The sequence below is a fragment of the Prescottella agglutinans genome (assembly GCF_004011865.1).
Classification (GTDB): Bacteria; Actinomycetota; Actinomycetes; order Mycobacteriales; family Mycobacteriaceae; genus Prescottella; species Prescottella agglutinans.
In genome coordinates, this window is sequence record NZ_RKLP01000013.1 from 1 (window position 1) to 18454 (window position 18454).

Below are 18454 nucleotides of genomic sequence, written 5' to 3' on the forward strand. Positions count from 1 at the left end.
GGGTGGACGAGGCGATCCAGGTGGCGCAGTGGCTCGAGGCCGACGGCAGCCTCGACGCGCTCGAGCTGACGATGGGCAGCTCGCTGCTCAACCCGATGTACCTGTTCAAGGGTGATGCCCCGGTCCGTGACTTCGCGAACGCGATGCCGCAGCCGGTCAAGCTCGGTGTGCAGATGGTCGGCAAGGCGTTCATCAAGACGTACCCGTACGAGCCGTTGTTCATGCTCGAGGAGGCGCGTCAGATCCGGGCCGCGGTCAAGATGCCGCTGGTGTTGCTCGGCGGCGTCACCGACAAGGCCGGCATGGACACCGCGATGGCCGAGGGTTTCGAGTTCGTCGCGATGGCGCGCGCTCTGCTGCGCGAGCCCGACCTGATCAATCGCATTCAGGCGGAGTCGCGCACGAAGTCACTGTGCATCCACTGCAACAAGTGCATGCCGACGATCTTCTCGGGTGCCCGCTGCGTCCTGGTCGAGCGCGCCTCCTGACTCAGCCGAAATAGCCGGAAAGACAAACCGACCCAAGGAGAACCATGCACATTCCACGGCCGACATCGAAGCGCAGATGGGCCCTCAGAGCCGGTCTCGCAGCAGCGATGTGTTCGCTGTTCGCCGGCGTCGCCGCACCCGCCGGAATTGCCGCGCAGATCGGTAGTACCGGGTCGATCGGCAGCCTCGGACAGGATCCGTATCCGCTCGACGACACCCTGCGGATGAACCAGATCCAGACGATGGGTACGCACAACAGCTACCACACCGGGCTGATCCCGCAGGGGCTGCCGCCGTCAGTCACAGCGAGTTACCCGGGATACACGCTCGAGCAGATCACGAAGGCACTCGACTACCGGCACAAGCCCCTGACCGAGCAGCTCGACAATCAGGGTGTCCGGCACCTGGTGTTGGACGTCTATGCCGATCCGCAGGGCGGCCGCTACGCCGACACGCCGATGCTCGCCGAGGTGGGAGCACCCACCACCATGGCCGATCCCGCGTGGAAGGAGCCGGGGCTGAAGGTCTTCCACGTTCCGCAGGCCGACCAGCAGACCTCGTGCGTGAAGTTCACCCAGTGCCTTGACGAACTCAAGACGTGGTCCGATCAGAACCCGAGCCACCTGCCGCTCATGATCGTCGTCGAGATCAAGGACATCGACGTGATGAACACCGATCCCCGGCCACCCCTGACCCCGTGGGGGCCCGAGGACTACAACCGACTCGATGCAGAGATCCGGTCCGTGCTGGGCAACAAGCTCATCACCCCCGACGACGTCCAGGGCAAGTATCCGACACTCGAAGCCGCCGTCAGGGACAACGCGTGGCCGACTCTCGCCGAGTCGCGCGGGAAGTTCATGTTCATCAACTGCAACTGCCTGGTCAACGATCGGCACCGGGTCGATTACCTGCGCCCGGACGGCAGTCTCGAGGGCCGGGTCCTGTTCCCCGCCTCGGAGCCGGGCAACCCTGATGCGGCCGTCGTGCGCGTCGAGAACCCCAAGGACTTCGCCAAGATCGCGGATCTGGTGCGTCAGGGCTACATCGTGCGGACCCGCGCCGACGCCAACGCCGTCACCGGCGACATCGCCCGCCGCGACGCAGCATTCGCCTCCGGCGCACAGATTGTCAGCACCGACTTCCCCGAACCGGATCCCCGTTACGACCCCACCTTCCAGGTCGACGTTCCCGGCGGCACACCCGCTCGCTGTAACCCCGTCAACGCTCCCGCGGAATGCACCTCCCTCGACATCGAGAACCCCGAACACCTCGAGCGCTCCGTCGGCAGCGGAAGCGCGCACGGCGGCAGGCCAATCTTCGGAAGCTGAGCCCGTAACCGGGCCGGACGGACCCGTCGATCAGGTGCGGGGCCGGCTGGAAGTGCCCAGTCGGTCACAGGCCTACACCGCCTAGTCGGCGTGCCCTCTCACTTCACTTCTCGCCCTGTCGGCACGGCTGCACTGAAACTCCGTCTACCCCAGTTCAACTCGAAGGAATGCAAGCATGACTTTCACAGGAAAGTCGGTACTGATTACCGGCGGCGCATCAGGCATCGGCTACGCCACAGCGGCCCTCTTCGCTCAACAAGGCGCCCGCATCGTCGTTGCCGACATCAACGAAGGCGGACTGGCGACCGCTGTGGAGACGCTGAACCCAGCCGGAGATGGACAAGTATTCGGCGTCCCATGCGACACCGCCGATCCCGACTCCTGCACTGAGTTGATCGAGTACGCAATTCGACACCTCGGCACCCTGGACGTGGTCTGCAACGTCGCCGGGGTTCTCAGTATCGGGCCCACCGGTTCATTCACGGACGAGATGTGGCAGAAGGTTGTCGGAGTCAACCTCAACGGCCCCTTCTACATCAGCAAGCGAGCGATCCCCCATCTCCTCGAAACCCGTGGCTGCATCGTCAACGTGGCCTCCACCGCAGCTCTGGTCGGCGTCCCCTACGGGGCTGCATACAGTGCAACGAAGACGGGGCTCATCGGGTTGACCAAGGCACTCGCTGTCGAGTACTCCCGCGCAGGCGTACGCGTCAACGCGGTATGCCCTGGCCACGTCCTGACACCCATGACCGCTGGCGGTCCCGGACCCGGCCCCGACACGGATCTAGACCTGATGAGTCGCCTCGCGCCGCTGACAGGAAAGGCCTCCGAGCCCTCACAGATCGCGTCCGCTATCGCATACCTCGCATCGGACGCGGCGGCCAACATCACAGGCACGACACTCACCATCGATGGCGGTCAAACAGCGATCTGATCCACCAGTCTCTGCGTATCATCGCCGCGACAGCCTGCCCTGCCTCGAATCACCAGGCAGGGCAGGCTGTCACAGACCATGCCGACGCATGGCCCATGCCTGCACAGCGCCCCCTCGAGTAGCCACTATGTCGGGTCGGTCGCGGGACTGCCTGAATCCGGAATGGGTTGGCACCAAACGGCACCGAGTGCCGGCGGCATTAGTGATGATGGTCGCTTGAGATCGCGGATCGGTGACGGCGGAGATCACGAGCAAACCTGGCCGCGCTGATCTGGCATCGACTCGGGCCAGTGCTGCGGAAAGGACATCTTCGCGCGGAATTTTGCGGACAAGTGTCGTGAAAAATCTTGAAAATCCCCAGGTGGCTCGGACAAATAGATCGGGAACCCACAGCTGTCGAGATGCAGCGAAGATCAGCGAAACGCGACGGTAGCTTAACTGGACCGCAGCCGAACCTCGACGCCGTTGACCTGGTCTTTGTCTGAAAGTGCTGCTCGAACGCGGCGCCGGTGATCTAGGTTGATCATCGTTCGATCTGCTCGTGATGGGGGAAATACGTGTTCGGCTTCTATGTGGCGATGCTGTTCGTCAGCGGAATCGTCGTGATCGTTGTGGCGCTGGTGGCCTCCGAACTGCACCCCGGCCGCCGCGTTGTCAACGGTCTCATCGGCGCCGCGTTCCTGGGCTACGGCATTTACCTGGCCGTGTTCTTCCACAGTGGCGAGTACCGGATCTTCCTCTGGGTCTTCATCCTCCCGTTCGTCTTGCTGGCCGACGCGGTGCGCACCGTCGAGGTCCCCGCGCCTCCGCGGCCCGCGGCGCGTCGCCCGGGCATTCCCCGCCGCCACCCCGCCCCGGCGCCGGCTCCATCTCGTACCACCGCCACCCGCGAACGCAGGGCCGCGGCCAAGTCTGCCCAACTCGAGGCCCTTCGCACGAAGCATGCCGCCAAGAGCGATGAGTTCGACGATCGCGGGCCGTCTACGCCTGCCCGACGAGAGGTATAGCGGCGGCATCGAAACCATCAATGGTTTGCTCCGCCAATATCTTCCCCGCCACCTCGACCTACGCGCCTTCAACCAAGCCGGCCTCGATGCACTCCGAACCCCGCCAGCCAGCCCGCTCCAACCGTGCAGCCGGACATCAAGACACACCTCATGCCGCATACCGCACGCAACCTGTCCGCCCGGGGACTGTTCTTCTCCCTGCTTCCTCATACTGGCCGCCCTCTGTGGAAGGGAGTCGGGTCAAGGGTGGGCGTATGCCCCTCGAACCGCCGCGCGGTCCGACGCACATACTTTGACGAACTTCGGCGACTTGCCCGAGACCCGTCAAAGTAGCGGGGCGTGTCTCGCTCATCTGCGCTGCATCTCGACAACAGCTTGACGAGGACGTCAGTTTCAGAAGTCGACTGCACCGATTTCAGCAGTGGTGTGCACGGGTCTCGGGTTGTAGTCACGCAGGTCAGGGCTCGCTTGGGCGGGATTCGACGCACGCAATGATGGACGATCCTTGCCTGTGGCCGGGCGAAGTGAGACCGCCCCGCCAAGAGCGCGGGGCGATCGGTTGCGTTCATATACGAACGCGTGAGCGTGGGTTTCGATTTGCTTGTCTACCACCACCTTTCCTACCAGCATTCGAGTGGAGCGAGGTTCGAGGTCGAAGCGTCACGATCCTCGGCCTATGGCGCTCCGGGGAAGGTCAGGGCCACTGCCCTTGCGCTGCCCGTGACATTCGGTATGTGTCGCCGCGACCATGCGTATCCATCTGTGCAGCTTCTGGGCTCTGGCTGGTGGGAACGGAGCGTGGTTCCGTTACCGCATCAAATGGACCGGTGGCACATGGCGTGGCGGGTTGCCTCCCGAGGTTCGGCTCCGGCGGCGGCTCCGCACGGCAGGAGCCGTTTTCGAGGACTGTCCCCGCTGGTGGTTCAGGTCGGTTCGGGCGGACTCGATCGGAGACCGTGACCAGTGCGTTCCTCAGGAGCCGGTCGTCGAGCCGATACCCGCGACGCAACACGGTGTCCACCGTGAGCTGATCTTCTTCGCCCTCGTGGCGCATGGCCTCGTGCAGGGCGGGGTCGAATCGGTCACCGACATCCCCGAAAGCGGTCAGTCCTATCCGGCTCAGTGTGTCGGTGAGCTTGCCCGCGACGGTCGCGAACGGCCCCTCGAGGTCTCCGTGTGCGCGTGCGAGGTCCAGATCGTCGAGCACCTCGAGCAGCTCGGTGAGTACCGCTGCCTTCGCGGTGTCGGCGACGACTCTCCGGTCGCGCTCGACCCGTCGGCGATAGTTCGCGTACTCGGCGTGCACGCGTTGCAGGTCGGCGGTCAGCTCGGACACGGGGTCCCGGGCGGGTGCGGTGTCGGTGCTGTCGTCGTCTGGTCCGGGCGTGTCGCCTTCCGGTGCAATGCCCTCCGGCGTGACGATCACCGGGGCGGGCGGGGCCTCGCGGACCTGTCCGGTTCTCGGGTCGAGGCGACGTTTGTCGGTGATCGAGACCGGCTGTGGGCGTGGCCGATGCCCATAACGTTCACTGGCCATCGCAACTCCTTCCCTTCGTGCCCGTCGTGTCGGTGTCCCTTCATCACCGCTGTCGCCGACTGTTTCCTGAGCGGAATCGTGGCGTGGACTTCGCACCTCGCCGCACCTGGCGCCGTCGGGTCGTCGCACGGCCCGCATCTTGGTGTGCCATTTCGATGGCTGTGCGCCCGAGCACCGAGATCAACCCGGTGGCGGTGGCGCCAGAATTTTTTGTGCGGGCCGGCGACACTTGTATGACCTGGCCGGGACGTCGGTTCGCGGGGCTCACCGCGCCGAGTGGTGGCTGCTTCGGGTCGATGGTCGTGATCACCTGTGTGGTGAGATCACGCCCGAGGCCCGCTCGCGCTCCGGTCAGGCGTCGATGGCCTTGGCTTCGCTCGAGCCGGTGATCTCGATTCGGCGGGGCTTCGCCTTCTCCGCGACCGCAATGACGACCCGAAGCACGCCGTCGGTGTAGTTGGCCTCGATCTTGTCGGTGTCGAGGGTCTCGCCGAGGAACAGCTGCCGGCTGAACATCCCGCGTGGGCGCTCCGCGGACACCAGTTCCCGATCGGGGTCGAGTTCGGGGCGTTCGGCGTGCACGGTGAGCACGTTCTGCTCGACATCGAGATGGATCGAGTCGGCGGTCACGCCGGGCAGGTCGAACTCCGCCACGAACGTGTCACCGTCACGCCAGGCGTCAAGCGGCATCACCGCGGGTCGCGCGGTGGTGCCGAACACCTGTTGGGCGAGGCGATCGAAGTCGCGGAACGGATCTGTACGCATCAACATCATCGTCACCTCCAGAGGTGTGCGCCTGCCGATCTTCGCAGGCACGGTGAACAACGTCGTCAGAAGATCTGTTATTCCCTACACAGGTTTAATGATGTCACCGCCGCTAGTATGAGACAAGGAGAAAACCCGATCAGGAGGCCTGATGGCGCACGAGTCGACCCCCCGGTCCCGGCTCGGGGTCTACGGCATCTCGGTAGCATCCCAATTGTCGGGGATCGACCCGCAGACCCTGCGGCTGTACGAACGGCGCGGCCTGCTCACCCCGGCCCGTACCCCGGGCGGAAGCCGCCGCTACAGCGACGACGACCTGATCGCCCTGGAGCACATCGGCAAGCTCGTCTCCGCCGGGATCAACATCGCCGGGATCGCCCGCATCCTCGAGCTCGAGGCCGACAACCACCGGCTCGCGGCCGACAACCACCGACTCGAGGTCGACAACGCCCAGCTGCGGGAGGATCTGGTCGCCGCCACCACCGGCTGAAACGGACCTGCTTCCGTCCGGCCTCGAGGTCCTCCGACATACTTTTTTCTGTGGCAGATGACAGAGATTTCCGGTTCCGTAGGGTAGAGAGTTCGCGGTTTCCGGGACTATGGTGGGTGCGCACCGTAGGCCGCGCCCACGCGGTGGGCGCGGCGGCGAGACACAGGGAGGTGTGAAGCTGTGCGCCGCGCGAATCGAGACATCTCGCCTGGGTGGGGGCCTCGTGAAGGCCGGGAACCTCTCGGCCCGGCGTCCGACGAGCCGATCCGGTGGCCGGAGCCGAGTCCGCTGCGCATCTGGTGGCGGACGGTGATGAGGCTGGAGGACCGTCATGCCGGCCACTGACGGATCCGACTGGCGCCAGTGGTCGTTCCACTGCACGTGCTGTGACCACTCCTTCCGGGCCGCCGCCCGGACCCAGGCTGCGGCAGAGTCCGCTGCCCGCACCAATGGTTGGACGCTACGTCCGGCTCCCCGCTGCCCGGGATGCCTGACCGCGCTGGCCAGCATCGACGGCAGCGGGTCAACGACTGGGGTCGCTTGATCGACCTAGCGGCCAGGAGTTTCCAGGAGGCCGGCGTGCGTGTGGACATTTCTTCGCCACCTGCCACTCGAAGTTCGAAGGCCGTCCGAGAGACGGAAACAGCACCATCGTGGCCACGTGTTCGGCTACGTCGGCGAGCCCTCGGTCTCCCGGTTGGCCGACCGGCCTCACCGCGCGACCGACACCGCGGGACACCCAGATCGTCGATCTGACCCATGTCGGGTCCCTCGGCATCGCCGTTGACGCCGGCACAGGTGAATCAGCAATCCCCGTAGCATCATCGCCGGATTACGTGGCTTGGCCTGTGGGGCCGATCCGTACAGCGGATCTTGCTGCTGTGCGCGCTCGAATGTCGGCTGGAATACGGTCCGACGCCTACTTGGATGCCCTGGTCGACGATCGTCAAGCAGATCGCAGGGCTGACTGAGACCCGGATGGGCTGGCAGGAACCCGCACCGAGTGCCGGCGGCGTCCGCGGTGGTGGATTCTTGTAGCTGCGGAACGGTGACGGTGGAGACCGAGATTCGGCATGGCCGTGATGATCTGGCATCGACTCGAGCCAGGACTGTGAAAAGGGACATCTTCGCGCGGAATTTCGGGGACAAGTGTCGTGGACGATCTTGAAAATCCCAGGTGGCTCGGGCAAGTGTGCCCGGAACCTACAGGTTGGTTGCCGGGCTTCGGGCTCATTATGCGCGTCAGCAGTTGGTGATTCCAGTTGTTGTGCCTCAGCGGATCTGGGGTCGAAATGGTCTGGCGCCGGCACCGGCTGAGTATCCGGACGCGCCGCTCGACACCTACCCCGACTTCGCGCCCGCCGTCCGCAAGCTGCTCACTGACCTGTGGACCGGTACGGCCACAGCTTTCACCGCGCTTCCACGAGCCCGCGCAGGTACTCGCCGGTGTCCGGGCGCGCGGCTTCGACGGCCCCGACGATCCGTTCGCGGCGATCGTCGGGGAGTGCGGCGAGCGCGCCGACGAACTTCGGGAGTTCGTTCCTCCGGCGCAGGAGCAGCGCATTGAGGAACCCAGGCACCTCCCGCCAGCGTGCGCCGTGGCCGAGTTCCATGATCGCGAGTACGCGGTCGAAGTTGCTCGGGAAGTCCTTCTCGTTCGTCCAGGCGCGATCGACCCGACCGCTCTCGCGGAACGCCTCGGCTGCGGATTTCCAGTCGTCGGGCCAGTCGTCCGGGATCGGATCGAGCACCGGCTTCCTGTTCGTGCCGCCGAGTGCCTCGTGGAGCGGTTCCCACCGCTCGTCGTCCCGGAGCCAGCGGCCGAGCGTTCGGCGCACGAGCGCGCGCTGCGCATCGCCCCAGGTTTCGGTCACCGCGAGGAACGCGCGGCTCCCGTCGTCGCTGCCCGTGACGAACATCGAGCCGGTGCGGATGCTGTCGTGATCCCCGCGCGACTCCAGCCAGTTCGGCAGCACCCGGGCGGTGGCGGCACCGCACGTCGCCGGATCGGCCTGCGAGAGAACGCCGTAGGCGGCCTCGTAGATGCCGTAGTCGTCGAGCGGGTGCAACGACCACAGGATCGCCTCGACGGTTTCCGCCTCGATGGCCGGCCCGTCGAGGGCGTCGAGCATCGCGAGGTACCGATCGACGCCCGCCTGCTGGACGGCGTCCTCCTCGTCGTTGAGCGGCTCCGCCTCGTCCTGGTGGATGCTGCCGCCGAGGCGGATCAGCTCGTCCCGCCACGCCTGATCGCGACCCTCGTCACTCATCTCCGGTCCCCGCGTTCAGCAACCCCGCGATCGCCTGGCGGTCGTACGGCAGGCCGACGCGCATGAACGCCAGACCTGCGTTGCCGACGTTCGTTCCCCACAACCTCTCGTTCGCCACCAGAGCCGCGAGGAACTGTCGCTGAGGCGCGCCGATGTTCTCGGGTGCCGGTGGGTACTCCCCCGGAACGAACTCGACCTCGGGGAACGCGGCACGAAGCAACGGTCCCCAGTCGTTGTCGGCCGTGTACGGGCTCGAAAGCTGTGCTATCGCAACGGCCGCCGGCAGGATCGCGGCGAACGCCGGTTCCCGTCGCAGGAGCGAGTTCAGCAGCGTGAACCGGACGTGCATGGGAAAGCCGCTGGGCTTGCGTTCGAACCACCGGTCGGCCTCCTCCGGCCGGGTCAGCGCACGAACGAGTTCTTCCGTCGCCTGCGCGGAGCGCGGCAGATGCAGGGCGGCGCACGCGCGGATCGCCGGATCGGCGTCGGCGAGCCAGCCGCTGACGTCGGCCCCGACGGTGCCGAGGGCGAGAACCGCCGCGGCTCGGTCGTCACGCTCCGTCGCGTTGTCCGCGAAGGAACGCAGCGCCGCGGCGACCCGGTGCTGATACGGCGCGGTGGAATCGCCGCTCCACCGCGCCAGCGCGCTCACCACCCCAGCCTTGTCGGCGACGGCATCCGATCCCGTCAGCTGAAGCAGCCCCTCCAGGACCGGGTTCGTCTGCTGCCGGAGCGCCGGGATGGCGAGAGTCATGAGGACGCCTGCCACAGGCGACTCCCACGCCTCTTCCGATTCTTCTTCGTCGTCGGACGCAAGGGCCTCGAAGAACTCACGCGCCTCCTCGTCGGAAGGCGGAACCACCTCGCCTTCGTCCGCAAGCAACTCCCCGGCCAGGGTCAGGCTGTCGCCCGCCGCATCGAGGAAATTCACCAGGGCAGGCAGGCGCGCTGCCGCAGTCTCCGGGTCCGCACCGCCACTCCAGAACGAGACAGCCTGTGCAACAACGGCAACCGCGGGCGCCGTTGCCGGGTAGATGGTGCCCTGATGCAGCACCGCACCGTCCAGATGCTCCATCGCCGCCGAGAACGCCGTCCCGTCGGCACCCACCAACGCCTCCAGATGCGCCGGCGTGTCGGTCGCCACGGCATACGCGTGGAAGAGTCGATCCCAGTCGTAGGTTTCGCTCACGGGACGCACTCCTCGGTCCTCACGCCACGCCTGATCGCGGCCCTCGTCACTCATCTCCGGTGCTTTTCCCATCGCTTCCATGCACCGCCGGCTCGGCGAGTGCCGCACGAAGCCGCTCGAACGCCAGCCGGGTCTCCGGCGTCGCGAGGAAGTCGTCCAGCGGCGCCCCGCCCGCCCGGAAGTCCGCCTGCTCGAGCAGCGCGATGCCGAGTGCGGCGATCCGCTCCGACGATCGTTCCTCCAGGTAGGCGGCCCACGTCTCCAACGCGGTGATCGCGCGCAGGAGATCGGTATCCATGTCGCCATCCGACAGGTCGCCCTTGTCGATCTCGACGATCCATGCCCGGAGCTGCTCGGCGGACGCCGTACCCACTCCGTCGGCCGCCGCACCGATCGCTCGTGCTCCGGCGTCCGTCAGCTCCGCTGCCGCTGCCTCCGCCACGCCCTCCGCAGTGAGCAGTTCCCGCGTGACCGCGATCCCGAACTCGGTCTGTGCCGCGGCAGTAGCGCGGATTGCGCACTCACGAACGGAGTTCTCGACTACCTCGTAGCTACTCACCTCGCACCGCCTAGTCGTCCTCACCCTCGGACCGCCAGGCAACTTCGAGTTCTTCGAGCACAGCAGGTGGCATCCCCTCGACCCATCCGTTGGCCTCCGCGTATCCGCGAATGTCGACGTCGTCTCCGGTGACCGCCTCGAACATCACCGGAGGGATCATCCATCCCGGATCGTCGTGTTCGCCTAGCGCTTCGGCTGTCCAGTCCTGGCCGGGGTGCCTCGGATTCCCGGTCGGTGTCGAAAGGTCGTTCGCCGGGTCGAACGACGCGCCACCAGCGGATGCCACCGTGCCGGACACGACACGATCCTGCAGGGCAAGCACATTCGCCCATCCCGCGTGATTGACCGACGGGACGTCGGCCTCGCTGCGGAACCTCTGGTAGTAGCCGGGCTGCGAGTACCAGAACAGGGCGGCCGCGGTGGCACGATCGAGCTTCGGATGCGCGGCCATCCATGCGATCAGTTCCGGCTTGCCGTCGTAGTTCATCGTGAGTGCCGCCACCAGCCACTCGGTCGCGGACGCGCTTTCGAGAAACTCGCGCATCAGGCGCAGCTCCAGCTCGTCGAAATCAACGCTCATAGTTCGCTTCCCCCCATGCGCCGATTGTTGCACCGGTTCCCGGAGCCGTCGATCGCCGGGACCGCGATCCGTCCCGGATCAACTGGGCGGCCTGGATTCCCGTCCCTGGCGGATGGCACGATCCGACCATGACGCAACTGATCAGCCGGTTCGCAGGGCGCCTCGATTTCGGCGACGATTCGGGGGCCGGTGCCGCGCTACCTGCCGGAATAGGCGGATTCGGAGCGGGTGCCTGGTACTGGATTCAGGGCGACGAGTCGCTGAACCAGAGCGAACTCGACAAGGCGGAAGCGGCTCTCCACGACGTGAAGACGTTGGTCGCTGCGGCTTTCGCCGCCTTCGCCGCCGAGCTGACCGATCCCGGGTCGACCACTTCGCTGTTTCGCGAGTTCCATGTCGAGGAGATCCCCGAAGAGATGGTGTGCGACCTGTTCGACGTGGACACCCGTGAGGTGGTCACCGACGAGGTCTTCCTCGGCCATCTGGTCCTGGTCGGCATCGCGATCAGCCCCGCGGCGACGGAACGTGTCCTCGCGCTCGACTTCGCAATCGGCGCCGACAAGCCCACCGACCAGCTCCTTGTCGCCGTGTGGGATCAGGGCGACACCCTGACCGTCCACCACGAGAGCTGAGCCCGACCACTGGGACCTGTCCCACCTTCTTTCGACACGATGGACACCCCATCGGCGATCATTGACGGCATGGGGAACACGAGCTCCCGACAAGGCGACATCGTCCGAGACTCCTACTCGGCCAGATCCCGGGAATACGTGGATCTCTTCGGCTCCATGGCCTCCACGCACCCATCCGATCGGGACCTGGTGAGCAGTTGGGCCGCCACCCTGACGGGTCCTGTGCTGGACGCGGGATGTGGTCCGGGGCAGTGGGCCGGCTTCTTGGCAGAGTGCGGACTGGCGGTGAAAGGAATCGACCTGGTCGCCGAGTTCGTTGAACGGGCTCGCGTGCAGCGTCCAGACCTTCTGTTCGAAGTCGGCAGCATCGACGCACTGGACGCCACGACCGAATCGCTGGGCGGTGTGCTGTCCTGGTACTCGCTCATTCACCACAGTCCGCAGGACATCCAGACTCCGCTCGCGGAGTTCGCGCGTGTGATCAGGCCGGGCGGAGGGTTGTTGGTGGGTTTCTTCGAGGGAGCAACCGTAGAGGCGTTCGACCATGCCGTAACCACAGCCTATCGATGGCCGGTAGCTGACCTCGGCCAGGAGTTGGTCAGGGCCGGCTTCGAGGTGATCGAGACACGTACGAGAATGGACCGCAGGCCTCTCGGTGCAATCACTGCACGCCGGAAGAGCACCCTGTGACAGGCGTTCGCCCGGATGCCCGGGTCATGTATATGACTGGCCGTCAACGTCATCAGCAGTGTCGCGACTCTGAGAGGACCTGCCTCGGTCCGGCGCACCTCGGTGCGGGCACGGCTCCTTGCGGATCCGTGCCCGCGCCGGGGCGTGCGGATGCGAGTCGCACTGCCTGCCGGGTTCAGCTCTGCGAGATCGACCCGAACAGCGACGCGAGGGTGGTGAGATCGAAGCCGAGGATGCTGGAGCCGCTGCCCAGTTCCCCGTTCACATTCGACGTGCTGCAGGAGAGGCCGTCCTCGGACTTCTGTTCACCGGAGCCGCAGTACACGGACCCGACCCCGGCCTGCGTGGCGGCCGAGGCGGCACCGGCCGCGGGCACCAACAGGATTCCGGCGGTGACGAACATCAGACTTGCAGCGAAACGGCGATTCATTGGCATTCTCCTATGTAGTCGCGTTGGGTGCCGACAGTCGGCATCGACTCTCGACTCGCGGACGCTATCGCAGCACTGTGCGGCGCACATGAGAATTCCGAGATTCGCTTCTTCCAACACATCCGGCGGCTCGTCCGAGGTGATGGTCCAGGTCCCCGTGAGTGAGGCACGTCGACGTCGGAACTCCGAGAATCGAAGGCAAGCAGACGGTTCGGTGTCAGCGCCATGGAGACCGCACGATGTCGACCGGATTGTCCGGATCGTTCGGTCATCGGTCATGCACGCGGCCGGACCGCGGCTACAGTCGGCTGTTCCTCTGTGCCCCAGCAGATTCCGTTGCCGACCGGTTCAACGACAGTTGCGTGCTTGCCGGACTCGCTGTGGCGGTTGTGAGTTCCCTGTTCGGCGGCTCCGGCTCCTCCATCCAGGACATGTCTCCTGGCCCGAGGTAGCCGCGTCGGCGTCACCGGGCGTCGGACGTTGATCGGGCCGATGCGGTGTCCCCGGATCTGCACGTATCCGCCCGTTTCGGCAGCAGGAGCGGGGTCGCGAGCAGGAGAACGCCGGAAACGGTGATCGCGGCCAGTGGGCTGGTGAGCGTCGCGAGGACGCCCCAGATTGCCATGAGCGTGGCCTGGGCGAGTTTGCTGCTGACGCTCCACGCGGTGAGGACTCGAGCGGCCCGATCGGCGGGAGTGCGCTGCAGGCGTTCTGTCGCGTTGATGGGGTTGAAGATGCCCATGCAGGTGATCAGCAGGCCCTCGACGACGATCACCGTGAGCAGTCCGGCGATGCCCGGCTGGGTGAGGGCGAGGCCGAGCGGGAAGGTCGAGCGCAGCCAACCGGTGACGATCATGACCCGGTGGCGGCCGTGGCGGGCGACGAGGCGGGTGGAGAGGCGGGCGCCGACGAAGCCGCCGAGCGCCGGGATACCGAACGCGAGACCGTACTGCCATGCAGGGAACTGGTATTCGCCCAGCATCAGCACGGCCAGGAGCGGGACCGCGGCCATGATCAGGCCGCCGACCGTCACGGAGTTGAGGAACAGGCGTCGTAGGACGCGGTCGTGGAGGATGCATCGCCAGCCGACCAGAAGATCGGTGGCACGCATCCCGGTGCACGTGTCGCGGGGCGCGGCGACGTCGTCGCCCCGGATGCGGAGGACGCCGAGCGCGGACAGCAGAAAGCTCAGCGCGTCGACGGCGACGGTGACGACCGGGCCGAGTAGCCCGACGAGCGCACCGCCGAGCGGCGGTCCTGCCGCGGTCGCCACCCAGCTCGTGCCCTCGAATCTTCCGTTCGCGACGAGAAGGTGATCGCCGCGGACGAGGTGTTTCAGGTAGGCGCCGGACGCGGCGGTGAAGGCGATGCTCGCCGTCCCGGAGACGACGGAGACGGCCAGCAGTTGGCCGTAGGTCAGCAGGCCGAGGAAGTACGCGACCGGAATGCTCGCCATCGCGAGGAAGCGGGCCAGGTCAGTCGCGATCATCACCGGCCGCTTGGCCCGATGCTCGACCCACGGCCCGAGCGGCACCGCGACGATCGCCGCGACGGTGAGCCCGGCCGCCTCGAGCAGCGAGACGGCGAACGCGGATGAGTGCAGCACTTGGACGGCGATGAGCGGGAACGCGCCGAAGGCGATCCACGTGCCGTAGGTGCTGACGGCGTAGGCCGACCACAGCCAACCGAAGCTGCGTCCCAACTGCGCGCGCATCCGACTCCTCCACGACAACCGATGTTCGGGTCTGAAATCACAACAGCCGTGTCGGCGCAGGATCAAACAACTGGCTCGCCGGTGATCCACAACGATCGGTTGTGCGCGCCTAGGCTCGTCCCATGGACACCGAGGCAGTGCGATCGTTCGTCCGCGCGGCCGAGCTCGGGCAACTGCGACACGCGGCCGACGAGCTGGGGGTGACGCAGCAGGCCGTGTCCAAGCGGATCGCGACCCTGGAGCGGGAACTCGGGGTCCGCTTGTTCACCCGTACCCCTCGTGGGGTCGAGTTGACGCTGGACGGCCAGGCGTTCCTTCCGCACGCACGGAGCATCGTCACGGGCGTCGACCGTGCCGTCACCGCGATCAGACCGGGCTCGCGGGCCCTCCGGATCGACGTCCTCGGCCTGCGATCCGCTCAGGCCGTTGTCCTGCACGACTATTGGCGGTCACATCCCGAGGTCGACCTCGATGTGGTGACCCTCAAGGTCAACGATCCGCGCCTGGCGGTCGCCGCCGTCGAAGCGGGCGAAATCGACGCCTCGTTCCGTACGGTCACAGATCCGGCTGCGTTGCCGCGCGACGTGCAGATGATCCACGCGTTCGACTCCCCGCTGGAACTCCTCGTCGGCCCGCAGCACCCCCTTGCGTCCGCGCGAACACTGACGCCGCCGCAGCTGCGCCGGCATCGAATCTGGGTGCCGGGTATCGCGCCCCGCAGCGAATGGGCGGAGTTCTACGATCAGCTCGCCACCGAGTTCGACCTCCGAATCGACGCGGCAGGGCCGAACTTCGGCAACGAGGTGCTGCTCGACACCCTCGCGGACTCCGCCGACGTCGCCACCTTCGTCGCCGCGCGCGACCGGTACATCTGGCCGACGAACTACGACCTACGGCGCATTCCGATCGTGAATCCGACTCTCGTGTACCCGATTTCGCTCGTCTTCCCCCGGCCGAATCCACACCCGGGGCTGCGGGCGATCATCGACCACTTCGGAAGCCTGACACCGCTCCCGGCGCCGGTCTGGCGTCCGTCCTGGGTGAACTAGTGGTTGCGGCCTTTGTCGGTCAGGTGCAACGTCTCCCGTCGAGTCGTATGACGGGGAGCCAGGTCGCCAGCGTGCGGCCGAGTGAGCTCACCAGACGCTCGCCGAACACGCACAGTGACTGTTCCCAGGGATGTCCGAAAGTGCCTTCGCCGAGGTCTTCTCGCACGAAGATGTAGTAGTCGCCGTCGGGGTAGACGGGTACTCGCCACTCGCTGTCACGGGTCGCGGCGTGGACGGCCGCGTCGAACCGGTAGCCGGGGTGCTGCCAGTCGAGCACCACGAACGTCGGGTCGTCGGGGAACTCGGTGGCGAAACATCGCAATGCCTCGGCATTGACGGCGTCGAAACGGCTTTCCCAGGCCCCGTCGACGCCGGCAGGTGCAGTGAGGTCGAAGGTCATCGACGGAATCGGTTCGGCAATCGCCGGCCATGTCGATTCGTCGAGGCCGGGGCGGAAGCCGAACCTGCGGGTGAACCTGTCCCAGTGGCGGTCCTGGTCGGCCAGTCCGATCCAGCCGGGTGGCAGCGGGTTGCCGAAGTCGAACGTGTACCTCATGGGGAGCGACGGCCTCCGTGGTTGTTCGGTGGATCCGCATACGGTGCCGCATTCGAAGCGACGGATGCGGGCAACACGCGGAGAGTGGTCGATCTGCTCATCGCGGTGGGGCTGCACCGCCGACCCTCGATGCCGGGTCGGTATGCGGTGCTTGCCGGGGAGGTCGGGTATCGAGGCGGGCGAACTCGATCGGCCCTCTTCCGTGGTGTTCGCGCGAGTGGTGTGCTGGATGTGTCACCGCCCTCCGGCCAGGGCCGGAGTGGAGCATCCAGCTGCCGAGGAAGACACCATGACCACGATCCATCTCCACCAGACGACCACTGCGACGCCCGAGCAGTTCCTTGCCGGCCTCACCGACTTCGGACCGGGCCGCGGGGAACTCTTCGGAAACAGTTCGGACAACTACCTCGAGGTCCATCACCAAGGTCCCCACGACGCCGATGTCACGGAGGGGTCGAGCGGAATCTGGGAACGTCTGCACTACGACTGGGCCGACCCCCATCACGTCGTCATGACGACCACCGACTCCAACCTGTGGGGCGGCGCCTCGGGCCACACCTACACGCTCACGCAGGAGCCCACCGGTGGGACCGACGTGGACGTGGTCGTCGTCCGCGACGGCAAGAACCTCCGGGGGCGACTGCTTGCGGGCGTGCTCGGAATGTTCGGCAGCCGAGTCCTGGGGAAGGAACTCAAGAAGTCTGTCGAGGCCATCGAGGCTCGCAACCAGGGCACGGGTGGGGAGGGCACCCAGGCGTCGGACAAGTGAGTCGAGCGGCCGCTCCAAGATCCGTTCGGGCCGTCCGTACGAGGCCACCTAGTCTGGGCGCATGGCGCAAACAGAGGGCATCACGCTCCCGGAGGTCGTGACGTACGACGGGCTGCCCGGGTCCGCGGGCGGTGCGCATTCGCTTCGCGCCAAGCGTCCCGACGAGGCGTTCCGGCGTCTGCACCGCTTCGTCGAGGCGTGCACCGAACCGGTGTCGTCGTCGTGGGCGTTCGAGATCGCTGCGGGTGGACCGGACCCGGCGACCGAGCAACTGGTCGCGCTCGCCACCGAGCGCTTCGGCGGGCCCCGCCACCGGGCGCGGACCCACACGCAGTGGAACGTTCCTTTCGAATCCGTGGACCTCGCGCTCGACGCCCTCATCGCCGTCGGCCCGGACGCGGTCACCACCCACGGCCGGTCCCTGGCCGCGCTCACCTACAGCACGCCGGTGCGCCTCGTCGACCCGGACGCCGGCGCCCCGTATCCCGACATCACCCCGGCCGCCTGCGGTCGCTTCGCCGTGGACGGCTACGGCCGGCTGCTGGGCGAATCCGGCTTCCGCGCGACCCTCGGCACCGCGGCGTCGTCGCTGTCCCTGTGGCTGAACCTGCCCGCCGACGACCGGCTGTCCCCCGGTGCCCGGCATCTCCAGGGTCATCTCCCGTTCCGGTTGTCGGCGAAGCACTGGCGACTCTGGCGCCCCACCCGGAGCGGCGATTCGTACCGCTCCACCAAGATTCCCTCGCCCCTGCACGACCAGCCCTGACGCCGGTTACTCGAGTGCCTTGCGACGGATCATCTCGTTGATCCAGACAGGCGCGTACGGGGACGTGCAGTTCGGCGGGGTGGGGTAGTCCTCGAGGACTCCGAGACGTTCGCCGATGCCGATCGCACGGGCTCGATGCTCGGGGTGATGGATGCCGATGGTGGCGAGGCATTCGTTCATCGCCCACTGCAGGCGATCCGGTGCGTCCCTCATCTGTGCCTCGACGAGGTCGAGGAGCGCGGCCACGTCGAGTGCGTCGGGGGCCTTCGCCACCCGGTCGCTGGTCAGCGCCCACCCGGCGCTTGCGACCACCGGATCGGGGTCCGCGAACCACGCGGTGCGAAGTTCTTCGACGTGCGGGCTCTTCTTGACGACGTAGCTGATCAGCCAGTCGTGCACCTTGGGGACCCGCGCGTCGCGGAGCATGGCGTCCAACTCCGATGCGGTGTACGCCTTGGGGTGGCTGATCAGGATCGCGACGAGGCGGGCCGCAGCATCCCCGGTCTCCCAGAGCTGACCGGCGAGCTCGGGCCGGGTCTTCAGGCGCTTGGCCACCGCGCGCAGCTTGGTGAGGTTGACGCCGTGCTCGTCGCCGTGGCGTTCGTTCACCGCGCGGATCTTCGGGTCTTCCAGGGCCGCCAGTTCAGCCATCACCTCGCTGACGGTGGCCGGGGGTGTCGAACGAGTCGCCACAACGATCT

At 66.7% G+C, this 18454-nt stretch carries 19 protein-coding genes and 1 pseudogene; 10 read left to right on the forward strand and 10 right to left on the reverse strand.

Translation table 11 applies throughout. The annotated features are described in order from the left end of the window. From EGT67_RS21915 to EGT67_RS21930, 4 genes and pseudogenes are all read left to right on the forward strand, one after another. Positions 1 to 488 (forward strand): annotated as a pseudogene (locus tag EGT67_RS21915) (NADH:flavin oxidoreductase); the annotation flags it as partial. A gap of 107 nt (positions 489 to 595) precedes the next feature. Continuing rightward, entirely contained in the window at positions 596 to 1816 is a 1221-nt protein-coding gene (locus tag EGT67_RS21920; RefSeq protein WP_241566179.1) for a Ca2+-dependent phosphoinositide-specific phospholipase C, read from the forward strand. Positions 1817 to 1991: 175 nt separating this feature from the next. Beyond that, a complete protein-coding gene (locus EGT67_RS21925; RefSeq protein ID WP_127918222.1) occupies positions 1992 to 2750 on the forward strand; it encodes an SDR family NAD(P)-dependent oxidoreductase in 759 nt (252 codons plus the stop codon). A 557-nt stretch (positions 2751 to 3307) separates the two neighbouring features. Then, on the forward strand, positions 3308 to 3757 hold the full coding sequence (locus EGT67_RS21930; protein ID WP_127918223.1) for a hypothetical protein: 450 nt from the start codon (positions 3308 to 3310) through the stop codon (positions 3755 to 3757). A gap of 694 nt (positions 3758 to 4451) precedes the next feature. Here EGT67_RS21930 and grpE read toward each other — a convergent pair. Continuing rightward, positions 4452 to 5294, reverse strand: a complete 843-nt coding sequence (grpE, locus tag EGT67_RS21935; protein ID WP_127918224.1) for a nucleotide exchange factor GrpE — start codon at positions 5292 to 5294, stop codon at positions 4452 to 4454. A 351-nt stretch (positions 5295 to 5645) separates the two neighbouring features. Next, on the reverse strand, positions 5646 to 6068 hold the full coding sequence (locus tag EGT67_RS21940) for an Hsp20/alpha crystallin family protein (RefSeq protein WP_277750170.1): 423 nt from the start codon (positions 6066 to 6068) through the stop codon (positions 5646 to 5648). A 142-nt stretch (positions 6069 to 6210) separates the two neighbouring features. Here EGT67_RS21940 and EGT67_RS21945 point away from each other — a divergent pair, with 142 nt between their 5' ends. Further along, positions 6211 to 6549: a MerR family transcriptional regulator gene (locus EGT67_RS21945; protein WP_127918225.1), complete on the forward strand. Its 339-nt coding sequence runs from the start codon at positions 6211 to 6213 to the stop codon at positions 6547 to 6549. A 1409-nt stretch (positions 6550 to 7958) separates the two neighbouring features. On the opposite strand, the gene EGT67_RS21955 is transcribed toward EGT67_RS21945, so the two are convergent. The 4 genes from EGT67_RS21955 to EGT67_RS21970 are packed head-to-tail and all read right to left on the reverse strand — an operon-like array spanning position 7959 to position 11147. Beyond that, positions 7959 to 8819 (reverse strand): hypothetical protein, encoded by an 861-nt coding sequence (locus EGT67_RS21955; protein ID WP_127918227.1) that lies wholly within the window; start codon positions 8817 to 8819, stop codon positions 7959 to 7961. Beyond that, entirely contained in the window at positions 8812 to 10008 is a 1197-nt protein-coding gene (locus EGT67_RS21960; protein WP_127918228.1) for a hypothetical protein, read from the reverse strand. The genes EGT67_RS21955 and EGT67_RS21960 overlap by 8 nt, the downstream gene beginning before the upstream one ends. Positions 10009 to 10054: 46 nt before the next feature. Beyond that, positions 10055 to 10567 carry a hypothetical protein gene (locus EGT67_RS21965; protein ID WP_127918229.1) on the reverse strand — a complete coding sequence of 171 codons (513 nt, stop codon included), beginning with the start codon at positions 10565 to 10567 and terminating at the stop codon, positions 10055 to 10057. Positions 10568 to 10577: 10 nt separating this feature from the next. Beyond that, entirely contained in the window at positions 10578 to 11147 is a 570-nt protein-coding gene (locus EGT67_RS21970) for a DUF4274 domain-containing protein (RefSeq protein WP_127918230.1), read from the reverse strand. Positions 11148 to 11275: 128 nt separating this feature from the next. Between EGT67_RS21970 and EGT67_RS21975 the strand changes: the two genes are divergently transcribed. Further along, a complete protein-coding gene (locus tag EGT67_RS21975; protein ID WP_127918231.1) occupies positions 11276 to 11779 on the forward strand; it encodes a DUF2004 domain-containing protein in 504 nt (167 codons plus the stop codon). Positions 11780 to 11848: 69 nt separating this feature from the next. Then, a complete protein-coding gene (locus EGT67_RS21980; RefSeq protein ID WP_206612472.1) occupies positions 11849 to 12469 on the forward strand; it encodes a class I SAM-dependent methyltransferase in 621 nt (206 codons plus the stop codon). A 175-nt stretch (positions 12470 to 12644) separates the two neighbouring features. On the opposite strand, the gene EGT67_RS21985 is transcribed toward EGT67_RS21980, so the two are convergent. Next, a complete protein-coding gene (locus tag EGT67_RS21985) occupies positions 12645 to 12899 on the reverse strand; it encodes a hypothetical protein (RefSeq protein WP_127918232.1) in 255 nt (84 codons plus the stop codon). Between the two features lie 463 nt (positions 12900 to 13362). Beyond that, positions 13363 to 14613 carry an MFS transporter gene (locus EGT67_RS21990; RefSeq protein WP_127918233.1) on the reverse strand — a complete coding sequence of 417 codons (1251 nt, stop codon included), beginning with the start codon at positions 14611 to 14613 and terminating at the stop codon, positions 13363 to 13365. Positions 14614 to 14735: 122 nt separating this feature from the next. Between EGT67_RS21990 and EGT67_RS21995 the strand changes: the two genes are divergently transcribed. After that, positions 14736 to 15662, forward strand: a complete 927-nt coding sequence (locus EGT67_RS21995) for a LysR family transcriptional regulator (protein WP_127918234.1) — start codon at positions 14736 to 14738, stop codon at positions 15660 to 15662. Between the two features lie 19 nt (positions 15663 to 15681). Here the strand turns inward: EGT67_RS21995 and EGT67_RS22000 are convergent, their stop codons facing one another. Beyond that, a complete protein-coding gene (locus EGT67_RS22000) occupies positions 15682 to 16218 on the reverse strand; it encodes a DUF2716 domain-containing protein (RefSeq protein ID WP_127918235.1) in 537 nt (178 codons plus the stop codon). Positions 16219 to 16507: 289 nt separating this feature from the next. Between EGT67_RS22000 and EGT67_RS22005 the strand changes: the two genes are divergently transcribed. Together EGT67_RS22005 and EGT67_RS22010 are read left to right on the forward strand one after the other, a co-directional pair. Continuing rightward, entirely contained in the window at positions 16508 to 16987 is a 480-nt protein-coding gene (locus EGT67_RS22005) for a hypothetical protein (protein WP_127918236.1), read from the forward strand. A 61-nt stretch (positions 16988 to 17048) separates the two neighbouring features. Next, positions 17049 to 17753, forward strand: coding sequence for a hypothetical protein (locus EGT67_RS22010; RefSeq protein WP_127918237.1), 705 nt, complete (start codon positions 17049 to 17051; stop codon positions 17751 to 17753). 6 nt (positions 17754 to 17759) lie between these two features. Here EGT67_RS22010 and EGT67_RS22015 read toward each other — a convergent pair whose 3' ends face one another. Then, on the reverse strand, positions 17760 to 18404 hold the full coding sequence (locus EGT67_RS22015) for a DNA alkylation repair protein (RefSeq protein WP_127918391.1): 645 nt from the start codon (positions 18402 to 18404) through the stop codon (positions 17760 to 17762). Positions 18405 to 18454: the final 50 nt, after the last annotated feature.